Origin of the sequence: Micromonospora sp. NPDC006766, assembly GCF_040636055.1 — a bacterium.
Lineage (GTDB): Bacteria > Actinomycetota > Actinomycetes > Mycobacteriales > Micromonosporaceae > Micromonospora.
Genome location: NZ_JBEYIX010000027.1, coordinates 23,159 through 36,766, shown reverse-complemented (window position 1 = coordinate 36,766; position 13,608 = coordinate 23,159). Strand labels below are relative to the sequence as shown.

Genomic DNA, 13,608 nt, shown 5'->3' with positions numbered 1-13,608 from the left:
CATGCGGACGGAGGAGGGTTCGGGCCTTGAGGCAGAAGCTCGCACGGGTGCTCGGCGGGGTCGCCGCGATGGCGCTCGCCGTTGGTGGTGCCGCGGCTTGCAAGAGCGACAGCGGCAATGAGGCGTCCGGTGACGCGTGTGGTTACAAGATTGCGTTCTTCGGGGCGCTGACCGGCCCGGACGCGGCGCTGGGCATCAACGAGAACAACGGCGTGAAACTCGCGCTTGACCAGTACAACAAGGCCAACAAGGACTGCGAGGTCACGCTGCTTCCGCTGGACTCGCAGGGCAGCCCGGACCAGGCGCCGCAGCTGGCCCAGCAGGCCATCGACGACGCGAAGGTCCTCGGGATCGTCGGGCCGGCCTACTCCGGTGAGTCGGAGGCGGCGAACCCGCTCTTCTCCGAGGCGGGCCTGGTGCACATCACCGCGTCCGCGACCCGGCCCAGCCTGAGCGACCAGAAGTGGAAGACCTTCTTCCGGTCGGTCGGCAACGACAACGCGCAGGGCCCGGCGGCCGCGAAGTTCATCAAGGAAGAGCTGAAGGCCGAGAAGGTCTTCGTCATCGACGACCAGTCGGCGTACGGCATGGGCCTGGCCGACGAGGTCAAGAAGGCGCTCGGCGGCGCGGTCGTCGACACCGACAAGGTCCAGGGTGGCGGCAAGCAGACCGAGTTCTCCGGCACCGTCACCAAGGTGAAGGCCTCCGGCGCCACGGCGATCTTCTTCGGTGGCTACTACCCCGAGGGTGGCCTGATCCGCAAGGCGCTGACCAACGCCGGCGTCAAGGCCACGATGGTCGGTGCCGACGGCATGAAGGACCCGGCCTTCATCGACGGCGCGAGCAAGACGGCCGCTGAGGGCACCATCTTCACCTGCCCGTGCCTGCCGTCCAGCGAGGTGAAGGGGAGCTTCCCGCAGGACTACAAGGCGATGTTCAACACCGAGCCGGGTACCTACAGCGACAACGCCTTCGACGCGGCGAACATCCTGCTGAGCGGCATCAAGGCGGGCAAGAAGACCCGTACCGACCTGCTGGCGTACGTGAAGGGCTACACCGGTGAGGGTGTCGTCGGGTCGTACAAGTTCACCGAGACCGGTGAGCTGGACCCGTCGGCCGTCCAGATCTGGGCGTACGAGGTCAAGAACGGCGAGATCGTGCCGGTGAAGCGGGTTCCGCTGACGTAGTGCCACGACGGTTCTGACCGTCAGGAAATCGCTGCGGGTGCGGTCGGGAGCACCTTCCCGACCGCACCCTGGCTTCTCTTCAAGTCGCTGGAGCACCCTTCTTGAACGTCGACGGACTGATCTCCAACTTTGGAGCGCTCACGACGACCGGCCTGACCGTGGGGGCGATCTACGCCTTGGTCGCGCTCGGTTACACACTGGTCTACGGTGTATTGAGACTTATTAACTTCGCTCACTCCGAGGTCTTCATCTCGGGAGCGTACGCCGCGCTGTTCACCTGGGCCGCGTTCGGCCTGACCGGCAACTCTCGGGTCAGCGGTGTGGGTTCGATCGTGCTGTACCTCCTGGTCGCGATGCTGGTGGCGGCGCTGGCCTCGGCGACGGTGGCGACCGTGGTCGAGCGGGTGGCCTACCGCCCGCTCCGCAAGCGCAACGCGCCGCCGCTGGCCTTCCTCATCACCGCGATCGGCTCGTCCATCGTCATCTCGGAGGCCTTCGGCGTCTACACCCGACGGTTGTCACGGGGAGCGCCGACGGTGGTGCCGCCCGAGCCGCTGTTCCGGATCGGCAAGGCGGAGATCGGCTGGGTGGAGCTGCTGATCGTCGGCTCCGCGCTGGTGATGATGATCGCGCTCGACCAGTTCATCAACCGCAGTCGGATCGGTCGCGGGATCCGGGCGGTGTCCCAGGATCCGAACACCGCCGCACTGATGGGGGTGAACAAGGACCGCATCATCATGATCGTCTTCATCGCCGGCGGCCTGATGGCCGGCGTGGCGGGCGTGCTGTACAACGTGCGGATCGGGGCCCTGGCCTACAGCGTCGGATTCCTCCTGGGACTCAAGGCGTTCACCGCCGCGGTGCTCGGTGGCATCGGCAACCTGCGCGGCGCGCTGCTCGGCGGCCTGCTGCTCGGCTTGACCGAGAACTACGCCTCGGGCCTGTTCGGTGCGCAGTGGAAGGACCTGACCGCCTTCGTGGTGCTGGTCATCCTGCTGATGTTCCGGCCGACCGGTCTGCTGGGCGAATCACTGCGGGGAGCGCGGGCATGACGAGCGTGATGGAAAAGATTCGGGCGGGCCGGCAGGAGGTCGGCGAGCGCTGGCGTGCCCTGCCGCGCTGGGTGCACTGGATTGCCCTCGCGGCAGTCATCGCCTTCTTCTACGCCCTGCCGAACAAGGAGTTCTACCAGTGGCTCGGGCCGATCCCGACCACCGGGTCCAACTTCGGCCAGGTGCTGTTCATGATGTCGATCTACGTGCTGCTGGCCGTGGGTCTCAACATCGTGGTCGGTTTCGCCGGCCTGCTCGATCTGGGCTACTTCGGCTTCTTCGCCGTCGGCGCCTACACGGTGGCGGTGCTGACCTCACCCAGCAGCGACCTGAAGACGGTGTGGCCGTGGCTGACCGTGCTGCCGGTCGCGGTCGCCCTGGCGATGGTGTCGGGCGTGCTGCTGGGTCTTCCGACGCTGCGGTTGCGCGGCGACTACCTGGCGATCGTGACGCTGGGCTTCGCGGAGATGATCCGGCTGACGGCAACCAGCGCAGGGTTCCTGAAGGGACAGCGCGGCTTCAACCAGATCCCGCACCCGCCCGGCAAGTACGCGGACGGGACGCCGGTCTTCGGCGTGCTGGACCCTCGGCCGTACTACTGGCTGGTGCTCACCTTGATCATCCTGGTGGTGCTCGGGGTGCGGAACCTGTCCAACAGCCGGGTCGGGCGTGCCTGGATCTCCATTCGGGAGGACGAGGACGCGGCGCAGCTGATGGGTGTGCCGACGTTCAAGTTCAAGCTGTGGGCGTTCGCCGCCGGTGCCGCCATCGGTGGCTTGGCCGGGGCGCTGTTCGCCGGCAAGCAGAACTTCGTCAACAACCAGAGCTTCGAACTGCTCAACTCGATCATCATCCTGGCGGCGGTTATCCTCGGCGGTTCCGGCAACATCCTCGGCGCCATCGTCGGCGGCGGCTTCGCCTACTACCTGATCGAACGGTTCCGGGGCGTCGAGTTGTTCGGCTTCGAGTTGTACGAGTATCGCTTCATGTTCTTCGGTGCGGCCCTGATCATCATGATGATCTACCGGCCGCAGGGTCTGATCGCCAACCGGCGTCGAGCTGCCGAGTTCAAGGATCGGCGCAAGGAGGTGATCGTCGGTGGCTGAGAAGACGGTGCAGAACGTTCCCGCGCAGCGGACCGCGTCGGTCGAGGTCGAACGGGAACCGCTGCTGGAGGTCGACCACGTCACGCTCCGCTTCGGTGGCGTGGTGGCGCTCAACGATGTGGACTTCACCCTCTACAAGGGGGAGATCTTCGGGCTGATCGGGCCCAACGGCGCGGGCAAGACCACGTGCTTCAACGCGATGACCGGCATCTACCGCCCGAGCGACGGGGAGATCCGGTTCCGTGGTGAGCGGATCAACGGCAAGAAGCGGCACCAGATCACCCAGATGGGTATGGCCCGCACCTTCCAGAACATCCGGCTCTTCCCCGAGATGAGCGCGCTGGAGAACGTGCAGGTGGGCGCGGACGCGCACCACAAGACGAGCGTGATCTCGGCGCTGCTGCGGCTGCCGCGGCACTGGCGGGAGGAGCGGGAGGGGCAGGAGAAGGCCCGCGAGCTGCTCGACTTCGTCGGAATCGGCGGGCGGATGCACGAGACGTCCCGCAGTCTCTCGTACGGCGAGCAGCGTCGGCTGGAAATCGCTCGGGCGCTGGCCACCGATCCCGTGCTGCTGTGCCTCGACGAGCCGGCGGCCGGCTTCAACCCGGCGGAGAAGGAAGAGCTGCTGCAGCTCATCCGCAAGATCCGCGACCGGGGCATCACCGTGCTGCTCATCGAGCACGACATGAAGCTGGTCATGGGCGTCACCGATCGGATCGCGGTGCTGGAATTCGGAAAGAAGATCGCGGAAGGGCTGCCGGCGGAGGTACGGGAGAACCCGAAGGTGATCGCCGCCTACCTGGGAGTGCCCGACGATGCTGCTTGAGATCGATGACATGAGCCTGCTCTACGGGCGGATCCAGGCGCTGCACGGCATCAGCCTGACCGTGGCCGAGGGTGAGATCGTCGCGCTGATCGGCGCCAACGGCGCCGGCAAGTCGACCACGATGCGGGCGATCTCCGGGATCCGGCCGGTGGCAGCCGGGCGGATCCGGTTCGACGGCGAGGACATCACCAAGCTCCGGGCGGACCTGCGGGTGCGGCGCGGGCTGTGCCAGGCCCCGGAGGGGCGGGGCATCTTCCCGGGCATGACCGTGCTGGAGAACCTGGACATGGGCGCGTACACCCGGCGGGACCGGGCGGGCATCGCGCAGGACCTGGACCGGGTGATGGAGCTCTTCCCCCGGCTGGCCGAGCGGCGCAAGCAGACCGGCGGTACTCTTTCCGGCGGCGAGCAGCAGATGCTCGCAGTCGGCCGGGCGCTGATGAGCCGGCCGAAGCTGCTGCTGCTCGACGAGCCGTCGATGGGTCTCGCGCCGATGTTGATCCAGCAGATCTTCAACATCATCGTGGAGATTAACCAGCAGGGCACCACGGTTCTGCTGGTGGAACAGAACGCGCAGCAAGCGCTGGCCCGGGCGCACCGGGCGTACGTGCTGGAGACCGGCCGGATCGTGAAGAGCGGCACCGGTGCGGAGCTGTTGCACGACTCGGCGGTCAAAGAGGCCTACCTCGGCGTGGCCTGAGCGGCCGTCACCCCTCAAAGGAGTTCAACCATGCGCAACCTCAATGGTGGCCGAAGGGCGGCGATGGGCGTCGCCGGCGCGGCCGTCCTGCTGCTGTCCCTCGCCGCCTGCGGCGAGAAGGAGAACGCCGGTGGCCCCTCGGTGACGGCGTCGGCCGACGCCGAGCTGGCCGCGAAGGTGCCCGACGCCATCAAGGCCGACGGCAAGATCCTGGTCGGCAGCGACACGTCGTACGCCCCGGCCGAGTTCCTCGACAACGACGGCAAGACGGCGATCGGGTTCGACGTCGAGCTCTTCACCGCGGTCGCCGCGAAGCTGGGGCTGAAGGCGGAGTTCGTCTCCGCGGACTTCGGCGCCATCATCACCGGGGTCAACTCGGGCAAGTACGAGGTCGGTGTTTCGTCGTTCACCGTCAACGACGACCGCAAGGCCCAGGCCAACATGGTCAGCTACTACCAGGTCGGCACCCAGTGGGCGACCAAGAAGGGCAACCCGGCCGGGGTCTCCATCGACAACGCCTGCGGCAAGAAGATCGCCGTGCAGAAGGACACCGTCCAGGTCGAGGACATCGAGGCGAGGTCGAAGGCGTGCACCGACGCCGGCAAGCCGGCGATCACCATCGAGCAGTTCCCCGGCCAGGACGCGGCGACCGCGGCCGTGGTCTCCGGCAAGGACGACGCGATGCTCGCCGACTACCCGGTCGGGGTGTACGCGGTGACCCAGTCCGAGGGCAAGCTGGAGCTGCTCGACAAGATGTACGAGGCGGCACCGTACGGCTACGTGGTGGCCAAGGACCAGACCGCGTTCGCCGAGGCCGTCCGGGACGCGACGAAGGCGCTGATCGCCGACGGGACGTACCAGACCATCCTGGACAAGTGGAAGGTCGGGGACGGCGCGATCACGGACCCCGCGATCAACCCGTAACGCGACATGACAACCGACGAAGCGACAACCGAACGGGCGCGGCCTGAACCGATCAAGGCCGTGCCCGTGCGGCATCCCGGCCGTTGGGCCGCCATCGCGGTGCTGGCGGTCCTGGCGGCGATGTTCGTGCATCTGCTGGTCACGAACGACGAGTTCAAGTGGTCGTTCATGGTCGACAACATGTTCCGGCCACCGATCATCGAGGGAGTGCTGCGCGGCACGGTGCTGATAACCGTCTGCGCGATGCTGCTCGGCGTCTCCCTGGGCATCGTGGTGGCGATCATGCGGCTCTCGACCAACCCGATCCTGCGGGTGGTGGCCTGGCTCTACACCTGGGTATTCCGGGCGGTGCCGAGGCTGGTGCTGCTGGCCGTCTTCGGCAACCTCGGCATCCTGTGGAGCCGGCTGGAGTTCGGTGTGCCCTTCGACACCCAGATCGGCCAGCTCTTCGGGATCGACAACCTGCACCTGCGGGTCTTCGGGTTCAAGGCCACGGACGTGCTGACCGGCTTCGTAGCCGGCCTGCTCGGGTTGGCGCTCTCCGAGGCGGCCTACATGGCGGAGATCGTGCGGGCGGGCATCCAGTCGGTGGACGAGGGGCAGAGTGAGGCGGCCTCGGCGCTGGGCATGAGTCGAGCGCAGATCCTGCGCCGGATCGTTCTGCCGCAGGCGATGCGCGTGATCATCCCGCCGACCGGCAACGAGACCATCGCGATGCTGAAGGACACCTCGCTGCTGCTGGCCGTGCCGTACAGCATGGAGTTGTTCTTCCAGCTCGACCGGGTGGGCAAGCGGACGTTCCAGATCTTCCCGATGTACGTCGCGGCCGTCTTCTGGTACCTCTTCCTGACCAGCATCCTGCTCGTCGGGCAGTACTTCCTGGAGCGGCACTTCGCCAAGGGTTACGGGCGGACCGAGCGGGCGCGGATCCGGCTCCGCACGATCGCCGCAGAGTACGGCGGCGGCGGAGGGGACACACATTGACCGGGCAGCTCATTCCCCAACAGGCAGGGGCGCCGACGGCGGAGTCCGGCCTGATGGTCCGGGCCGAGCAGGTGCACAAGGCGTTCGGGCCCCTGGAGGTGCTCAAGGGCATCGACCTGGAGGTGCGCGCCGGCGAGGTGTGCTGCCTGCTCGGGCCCTCCGGCTCCGGCAAGTCGACGTTCCTGCGCTGCATCAACCACCTGGAGAAGATCAACGCCGGCCGGATCTGGGTGGACGGCGACCTGATCGGCTACCGGGAGCGCGGCGGCAAACTGCACGAGCTGCGGGACAAGGAGGTGGCCGCGCAGCGCCGGGCGATCGGCATGGTGTTCCAGCGGTTCAACCTGTTCCCGCACATGACCGTGCTGCAGAACATCGTCGAGGCACCGGTGCTGCTCGGCCAGGCCAAGAAGGCCGAGGCCCGGGACCGGGCGGCGCAGCTGCTGGAGCGGGTGGGGCTGAGCGACAAACTCGGCGCGTACCCGGGTCAGCTCTCCGGCGGCCAGCAGCAGCGGGTGGCGATCGCCCGGGCCCTGGCCATGCAGCCGAAGCTGATGCTCTTCGACGAGCCGACCAGCGCGCTCGACCCAGAGCTGGTCGGCGAGGTCCTCGACGTGATGAAGGACCTGGCCCGTGACGGCATGACGATGATCGTGGTGACCCACGAGATCGGCTTCGCCCGGGAGGTCGGCGACTCGCTGGTCTTCATGGACGGCGGCGTGGTCGTCGAGCAGGGCAACCCGCGCGAGGTGATCGCCAACCCGCGCCACGACCGGACGAAGGCGTTCCTGGCCAAGGTCCTCTGACCGGGGGTCCGGTGCGGCGCGGGCCGCACCGGACCCCGACAGACCGCCCAGGGCGGGCAGATCGTGGCGGCCGCGCCGTGCCGGAGGCCGGGCCTGTCGGCGGTACGGACTAGAGTCGCTGCCGTGACAGCTACGACGCCGCGCCTGCTCCTCGTCGACGGACACTCCCTGGCATACCGGGCCTTTTTCGCCCTGCCGGTGGAAAACTTCTCCACCACCACGGGGCAGCCGACCAACGCCGTCTACGGCTTCACCTCGATGCTGATCAACGTGCTCCGCGACGAGCAGCCCACCCACATCGTGGTCGCCTTCGACGTCTCCCGCCGCTCCTTCCGCACCGAGAAGTACGCGGAATACAAGGCCGGCCGCAGCGAGACCCCGACCGACTTCAAGGGCCAGGTGAGCCTGGTCAAAGAGGTCCTCGCCGCGCTGCGGGTCCCGGTGGTCGAGAAGGAGGGCTACGAGGCCGACGACGTCATCGCCACCCTCGCCTGCCAGGCCCGCGACCAGGGCATGGAGGTGTTGATCACCTCCGGCGACCGGGACGCGTTCCAGCTCGTCGGCGACCGCGTCACCGTGCTCTACCCGCGTAAGGGCGTCTCCGATCTGGCCCGGATGGACCCGGCCGCGGTCGAGGCGAAGTATGGCGTCGGCCCGGAGCGCTACCGCGATCTGGCCGCCCTGGTCGGTGAGACCAGCGACAACCTGCCCGGCGTCCCCGGCGTCGGCCCGAAGACCGCCGCCAAGTGGATCAACCTGTACGGCGGGGTGGAGGGCGTGGTCGCCCGCGCCGACGAGATCAAGGGCAAGGCCGGCGACAGCCTGCGCGAGCGGCTCGCCGACGTGATCCGCAACTACGACCTCAACTGCCTGGTGGCCGATCTGGAGCTGCCGGTCCGCCCCGAGGACGCCCGCTGGCAGGGCTGGGACCGGGAGGCCGTGCACCAGGTCTTCGACACCCTCCAGTTCCGCATCCTGCGCGACCGGCTCTATCAATATCTGGAGGCCGTCGAGCCGGAGGCCGAGGCCGGCTTCGAACTGGCCGGTGAGGTGCTCACCGAGCCCGGCGCCCTCGCCGGCTGGCTGGCGACCCACGCCCCGGCGGGCGCCCCGGTCGGCGTGGCCGTCAAGCTCGACACCGGCCCCAACCGGCGGCACACCGCCGCGGTGACCGGGATGACGCTGGCCACCGCGGCCGGTGCGGCCGTCTGGTTCGACCCGGCCGCCCTCGACGCCGCCGACGAGGCCGCCCTGGCCGGCTGGCTGGCCGACGACGGGCGGCTCAAGGTGCTGCACGACAGCAAGCCGGCGGTGCTGGCGTTCGCCGCGCGCGGCTGGGAGCTGCGGGGCATCGCCCGCGACACCCAGATCGCGGCCTACCTGGCCCGCCCCGACCAGCGCTCCTACGACCTGACCGACCTGGCGCTGCGCTACCTGCACCGGGAGCTGCGGGCCGACGCGCCGGAGACCGGCCAGCTCACCCTCGACGTGCTGGGCAACGACGGTGAGGCCGAGCAGAACCTGATGCTTCAGGCCCGGGCCACCCTCGACCTGGCCGACGCGATCGACGCCGAGCTGTCCCGCGACGGCGAGCAGTCGGCCCGGCTGATGGCCGGCGTGGAGCTGCCACTGATGCGGGTTCTCGCGACCATGGAGCGCACCGGCATCGCCGCCGACACCAACTACCTGTCGGAGTTGGAGGCGCACTTCGCCGCCGAGGTGAAGGCCGCCGCGCAGGGCGCGTACGCGGCGGTGGGTCGGGAGTTCAACCTCGGCTCGCCCAAGCAGCTCCAGGAGATCCTCTTCGGTGAGCTGGGCCTGCCCAAGACCAAGAAGATCAAGACCGGCTACACCACCGACGCCGACGCCCTCCAGTGGCTCTACGCGCAGCAGCCGCACCCGGTGCTGGAGTTCCTGCTGCGCCACCGGGACGTGGCCAAGCTCAAGTCGACAGTGGACGGGCTGCTCAAGTCGGTCTCCGACGACGGACGGATCCACACCACGTTCAACCAGACCGTGGCGGCCACCGGCCGGCTCTCCTCGACGGAGCCCAACCTGCAGAACATCCCCATCCGCACCGAGGAGGGGCGGCGGATCCGCCGCGCCTTCGTGGTCGGCCAGGGCTACGAGTGCCTGCTCACCGCCGACTACAGCCAGATCGAGATGCGGATCATGGCGCACCTGTCGTCGGACGACGCGCTGATCGAGGCGTTCAATTCCGGGCACGACTTCCACGCCGCCACCGCCTCCTCGGTCTTCGGCGTACCGGTCGATGAGGTCACCGCCGACCAGCGGCGCAAGATCAAGGCAATGAACTACGGCCTGGCGTACGGGCTGAGCGCGTTCGGCCTCTCCCAGCAGCTCGGGATCAGCGCCGAGGAGGCGCGCGGGCTGATGGAAAACTACTTCGCCGGCTTCGGCGGGGTCCGCGACTACCTGCAGGAGGTGGTGGCCCGGGCCCGCCAGGACGGCTACACCTCCACCATCCTGGGCCGCCGCCGCTACCTGCCGGATCTGGTCAGCGACAACCGGCAGCGCCGGGAGATGGCCGAGCGGATGGCGCTCAACGCCCCGATCCAGGGCTCGGCGGCCGACATCATCAAGGTCGCCATGCTGCACGTCGACACCGCACTGCGCGAGGCCGGGATGCGCTCCCGGATGCTGTTGCAGGTGCACGACGAGCTCGTCTTCGAGGTCGCCCCCGGCGAGCGGGCGCCCCTGGAAGCCCTGGTCCGCACCCAGATGGGCGAGGCATACCCCCTGTCAGTGCCCCTAGAGGTCTCCCTGGGCGAAGGCCCCAACTGGCACACCGCCGCCCACTAACCCCCACCCCCGCCCATCTTGTCGATCATGAGGTTAGCGGCGATATGGATCTCCATGACCGCCGCTAACCTCATGCTCAACGGGAGGGGGTGGGGGGAGGGGCACTGTGGCCTGGCGGAGGGCGGCGGCTAGGCGGTTTCGGACCGCCACCTGGGCGGCGATCCGGGCGTCGAGGGCGGCCAGCCGATCCAGGCCGACCCGGACGGCGGTGGGGGAGGGCGTGGCGGCGGCCATGTCACCGTCCAGACAGGGCAGGAAGATCCGGACGTCCTCCAGGGTCAGCCCGGCGCCGAGCAGGTTCCGGATGTTGCGGACCCGGGTGACGGCGGTCTCGGCGTACTCGCGGTAGCCGTTCGCCGCCCGCTCCGAGGCGATCAGGCCCTGCTCCTCGTAGTGGCGCAAGGCGCGGGGAGTGCAGCCACTCGCCCTGGCCAGCTCGCCGATCCGCACGTGCTCGTCCTCCGTACCGTCGCCGTGATCGACCCCGCTTCGCCGGCGTTGCGCCTGCGCCGGGCTGGGACGCCGCGATATCGGGCATCCGGTACGGGCGGCCGGTCAGGCGACCACCGCTCCGCCGTCGACCGGCAGCACCACGCCGGTGACGAAGCCCGCCGCCGGGTCGCAGAGCTGCCGGATCGCCCACGCTACGTCCTCGGGGCACCCGATCCGGCCGAGGGGGGTGTGCGCGAGCTGCCAACGGCGTACCGCCGCGCGCTGCTCCGGGGTGAGGCCCTGGTGCTCGCCGATGGGCGTGTCGATCGCACCCGGGGCGACCGCGACCACCCGGATGCCGCGCGGGGCCAGTTCCACCGCCCAGCTGCGGGTCAGCGAGTCGAGAGCGGCCTTGCCCGCCGCGTACACCGACGAGCCCGGCCAGGCCCGCTGGCCGACGGACGTGGTGACGTTGACGATCACACCCCGGGTGTCGGCCAGGGCTGCCACCGCGGCGTGGGCCAGCCGAACCGGGGCGAGCAGATTCGTGTCGAGCTGGCGCCGGGCGGCGGTCTCGTCCAGCTCGGCGAGGGGGCCGCCGCCGGCGATTCCGGCGTTGTTGACCAGCACGTCCAGCCGTCCGTACCCGTCGAGGGCGGCACCGACCAGCCGGTCCGGCCCGTCGGAAGCGGTGACGTCGACGGTCAGCGGGGTGATCAGCGGGTGGCCGGCGGCCGTCTCGGCCAGCGGCGCGGCGCGGCGGCCGACCGCGAGCACGTGGGCGCCTTCGGTGCTGAAGGCACGGGCGGTGGCCCGGCCGATGCCGGTGCCCGCGCCGGTGACGATGACGACCCTGGGTTGCACATTGTTCATGCCGCCGATGGTCCGACCCTGCCGTCAGCGGCAGGGTCAAGCGGTCACCGTCCGCCCGATTCGTGTTGGTGCTTCGAACGGCGGGTTGCGGGGCCACGTCCCGGTCCCCCGCGCTTCTCCGGCGGGGCGCCGTGCCGCTCCAGGGCCTTCCGGGACGGTCCGCCGGGCGGCGGAAGCGGTGCCTTGACGGGGTCGTGACCCCAGTTCATCAGGGAGTATCGCCAGCGGGTCGCTCGTACGTCGCCGCTGGGGCGCTGCGCCATGTGCCGCCGGACGTAGCCGACGACCTTGCGCATGTGCTTGTAGTCGGCCTCGGAGAGCTGGTCGCGCTTGCGGCGCAACAGTTCGATGATCTTTCGGCCGGACTCGTGGCCGACCGACTCACCGCCCTTGCTGCCCTTCTTGTGCCAGCCGACGTGCTTCGACTCGTCCGTCTCCAGCCACTTCCGCAGCTCACCGGGTTTCATGTTCACCGCCTCGGTGAACTCGCGATAGGTGTCCCCGCCGTCCTTACTGTGACTCACGGCGCAGCACCTCCGGTCGGTGGGCGACGTCCCGGCCCGAGTGGTCGTTGCGGATCCGGTACTGCGGCTCCTCCGGCGAGGCGTTCACGGCGTGGCCGCGGACATGGGTCCGGTCAACCAGCTTCTCCTTGACCACGCCGTACCCCCGGCCGCTGTGGCTGGCCCAGGAGACGTGGTCGCCCCGGCGGAACTCCTCCTTGTCGGCCATGCCCACCGGGTACCCGGGGCCGCCAGGCGGAAACGACGCGGTTGCTCAGTCGCACCGATTGTCCGGCTGGTTCATCCGGCCGGCTTCTCCGCGACGAAGATCGCCGTGCCGGGAAAGAGCCGGCCGCGTAGCGGGCTCCACTGCCCCCAGATCCCCTCGTGGCCCTCCGGCCACTCCGGCTCCACCACGTCCAGCAGCCGGAACCCGGCCCCGACCAACTCGCGGATCCGGTCGCCGAGGGTGCGGTGCTGCTCGACGTACGTGGCCACCCCGTGCTCGTCCTGCTCCACGTAGGGGGAGCGGTCGAAGTACGAGTGCACGGCGGTCAGCCCGCCCTCGCCCGGGTCGTCGAGGAAGATCCAGCGCATCGGGTGGGTGACCGAGAAGACCCAGCGACCGCCGGGGCGCAACACCCGGGCCACCTCCCGCATCACCGCCGCCGAGTCGGCCACGAACGGGATCGCGCCGAACGCCGTGCAGACCGTGTCGAAGGCGGCGTCGGCGAACGGCAGGGCGAGCGCGTCGCCCTGCACCAGCGGCACGCGTACGCCGGTGCGAGCGGCGGCGGCCGCGGCGTGCCGCAACATGCCGGCGGAGAGATCCAGGGCGACCGGCCGGGCCCCCTGGGTGGCCAGCCAGCGGGCGACGGACGCGGCTCCGCAGCCGAGTTCGAGGATCCGGCGGCCGGTCAGCTCGCCGAGCAGCCGGGCATCGGCCTCGCGTAGCCCCTCCGGGCACCAGACGAAGTCCACCTCGCCCAGGAACGCCCCGTGCTCGGCCTGGTAGTCGTCGGCGTCGGCGTCCCACCAGCCGCGGTTGGCCCGGCGGACCTCGGCGGCACCTACCCGGCGCCGGGTCACCCTGTCGTCGTCCATCCGCCCACGCTAGGCCTCGGCCCCGCGACGCCCGTCGCGGGGCTGACCGAGGCGTCGATGAGCCGCTTGGGGCAGATGTGACAGACGAGACATGCGGGGCCTCGCACCACGCGAAATCTCCGCTTTCGCAGCTGACGCGCTCGTCGAGAGACGGGAGGGCTTGCACGCTGTGGTAATGCAGCGGGTAGGCTAGACGATGCGCTCGCGGATCGTGTGCCTCGGCAGGGAGCAGGTGTGCGGTCACCGGAGCCACTAATGATCTTCTGATGGCGATCGTTCGGTGTGCCC

The 13,608-nt window shown here is 69.4% G+C and carries 14 protein-coding genes; 9 read left to right on the top strand and 5 right to left on the bottom strand.

Translation table 11 applies throughout. From position 1 onward, the window contains the following. Positions 1-26 precede the first annotated feature (26 nt). The 9 genes from ABZ671_RS21170 (at position 27) to polA (ending at position 10,408) form a co-directional block, all read left to right on the top strand. Positions 27-1,187 (top strand): branched-chain amino acid ABC transporter substrate-binding protein, encoded by a 1,161-nt coding sequence (locus tag ABZ671_RS21170; RefSeq protein WP_357860603.1) that lies wholly within the window; start codon positions 27-29, stop codon positions 1,185-1,187. 101 nt (positions 1,188-1,288) lie between these two features. After that, a complete protein-coding gene (locus tag ABZ671_RS21165) occupies positions 1,289-2,239 on the top strand; it encodes a branched-chain amino acid ABC transporter permease (RefSeq protein WP_357860599.1) in 951 nt (316 codons plus the stop codon). Then, positions 2,236-3,345, top strand: a complete 1,110-nt coding sequence (locus ABZ671_RS21160; protein WP_357860596.1) for a branched-chain amino acid ABC transporter permease — start codon at positions 2,236-2,238, stop codon at positions 3,343-3,345. Before ABZ671_RS21165 ends, ABZ671_RS21160 begins: the two co-directional genes overlap by 4 nt. Before the next feature lie 7 nt (positions 3,346-3,352). Next, the gene (locus ABZ671_RS21155) at positions 3,353-4,171 is read left to right on the top strand and encodes an ABC transporter ATP-binding protein (protein ID WP_357860700.1); all 819 of its coding nucleotides are present in this window, start codon (positions 3,353-3,355) and stop codon (positions 4,169-4,171) included. Then, complete coding sequence (locus ABZ671_RS21150) at positions 4,161-4,871, top strand: ABC transporter ATP-binding protein (RefSeq protein WP_357860594.1); 711 nt, start codon at positions 4,161-4,163, stop codon at positions 4,869-4,871. The genes ABZ671_RS21155 and ABZ671_RS21150 overlap by 11 nt, the downstream gene beginning before the upstream one ends. 30 nt (positions 4,872-4,901) lie before the next feature. Next, positions 4,902-5,795, top strand: coding sequence for an ABC transporter substrate-binding protein (locus ABZ671_RS21145; protein ID WP_357860591.1), 894 nt, complete (start codon positions 4,902-4,904; stop codon positions 5,793-5,795). Positions 5,796-5,801: 6 nt separating this feature from the next. Continuing rightward, a complete protein-coding gene (locus tag ABZ671_RS21140; RefSeq protein ID WP_357860588.1) occupies positions 5,802-6,779 on the top strand; it encodes an amino acid ABC transporter permease in 978 nt (325 codons plus the stop codon). Positions 6,780-6,832: 53 nt separating this feature from the next. Next, the gene (locus tag ABZ671_RS21135) at positions 6,833-7,585 is read left to right on the top strand and encodes an amino acid ABC transporter ATP-binding protein (protein ID WP_357860697.1); all 753 of its coding nucleotides are present in this window, start codon (positions 6,833-6,835) and stop codon (positions 7,583-7,585) included. Between the two features lie 123 nt (positions 7,586-7,708). Then, entirely contained in the window at positions 7,709-10,408 is a 2,700-nt protein-coding gene (gene polA, locus ABZ671_RS21130) for a DNA polymerase I (protein ID WP_357860585.1), read from the top strand. 33 nt (positions 10,409-10,441) lie between these two features. Here the strand turns inward: polA and ABZ671_RS21125 are convergent, their stop codons facing one another. The 5 genes from ABZ671_RS21125 to ABZ671_RS21105 all read right to left on the bottom strand — a co-directional run bounded on the left by ABZ671_RS21125 (position 10,442) and on the right by ABZ671_RS21105 (position 13,320). Further along, positions 10,442-10,858 (bottom strand): MerR family transcriptional regulator, encoded by a 417-nt coding sequence (locus ABZ671_RS21125; RefSeq protein ID WP_357860582.1) that lies wholly within the window; start codon positions 10,856-10,858, stop codon positions 10,442-10,444. Positions 10,859-10,963: 105 nt separating this feature from the next. Next, a complete protein-coding gene (locus ABZ671_RS21120) occupies positions 10,964-11,713 on the bottom strand; it encodes an SDR family oxidoreductase (RefSeq protein ID WP_357860579.1) in 750 nt (249 codons plus the stop codon). 44 nt (positions 11,714-11,757) lie between these two features. Next, positions 11,758-12,237 (bottom strand): DUF3140 domain-containing protein, encoded by a 480-nt coding sequence (locus ABZ671_RS21115; protein WP_357860577.1) that lies wholly within the window; start codon positions 12,235-12,237, stop codon positions 11,758-11,760. Then, positions 12,224-12,445 carry a DUF2945 domain-containing protein gene (locus ABZ671_RS21110; RefSeq protein WP_357860574.1) on the bottom strand — a complete coding sequence of 74 codons (222 nt, stop codon included), beginning with the start codon at positions 12,443-12,445 and terminating at the stop codon, positions 12,224-12,226. The genes ABZ671_RS21115 and ABZ671_RS21110 overlap by 14 nt, the downstream gene beginning before the upstream one ends. A gap of 71 nt (positions 12,446-12,516) precedes the next feature. Next, complete coding sequence (locus ABZ671_RS21105; RefSeq protein ID WP_357860571.1) at positions 12,517-13,320, bottom strand: class I SAM-dependent methyltransferase; 804 nt, start codon at positions 13,318-13,320, stop codon at positions 12,517-12,519. Positions 13,321-13,608: the final 288 nt, after the last annotated feature.

What these genes read in the sequence shown, in the direction of transcription:
- ABZ671_RS21160 (WP_357860596.1), top strand. Translation starts at nt 2,236, where the DNA reads ATGACGAGCGTGATGGAAAAGATTCGGGCGGGCCGGCAGGAGGTCGGC.
- ABZ671_RS21150 (WP_357860594.1), top strand. Translation starts at nt 4,161, where the DNA reads ATGCTGCTTGAGATCGATGACATGAGCCTGCTCTACGGGCGGATCCAG.
- ABZ671_RS21145 (WP_357860591.1), top strand. Translation starts at nt 4,902, where the DNA reads ATGCGCAACCTCAATGGTGGCCGAAGGGCGGCGATGGGCGTCGCCGGC.
- ABZ671_RS21140 (WP_357860588.1), top strand. Translation starts at nt 5,802, where the DNA reads ATGACAACCGACGAAGCGACAACCGAACGGGCGCGGCCTGAACCGATC.
- ABZ671_RS21135 (WP_357860697.1), top strand. Translation starts at nt 6,833, where the DNA reads ATGGTCCGGGCCGAGCAGGTGCACAAGGCGTTCGGGCCCCTGGAGGTG.
- ABZ671_RS21120 (WP_357860579.1), bottom strand. Translation starts at nt 11,713, where the DNA reads ATGAACAATGTGCAACCCAGGGTCGTCATCGTCACCGGCGCGGGCACC.
- ABZ671_RS21110 (WP_357860574.1), bottom strand. Translation starts at nt 12,445, where the DNA reads ATGGCCGACAAGGAGGAGTTCCGCCGGGGCGACCACGTCTCCTGGGCC.
- ABZ671_RS21105 (WP_357860571.1), bottom strand. Translation starts at nt 13,320, where the DNA reads ATGGACGACGACAGGGTGACCCGGCGCCGGGTAGGTGCCGCCGAGGTC.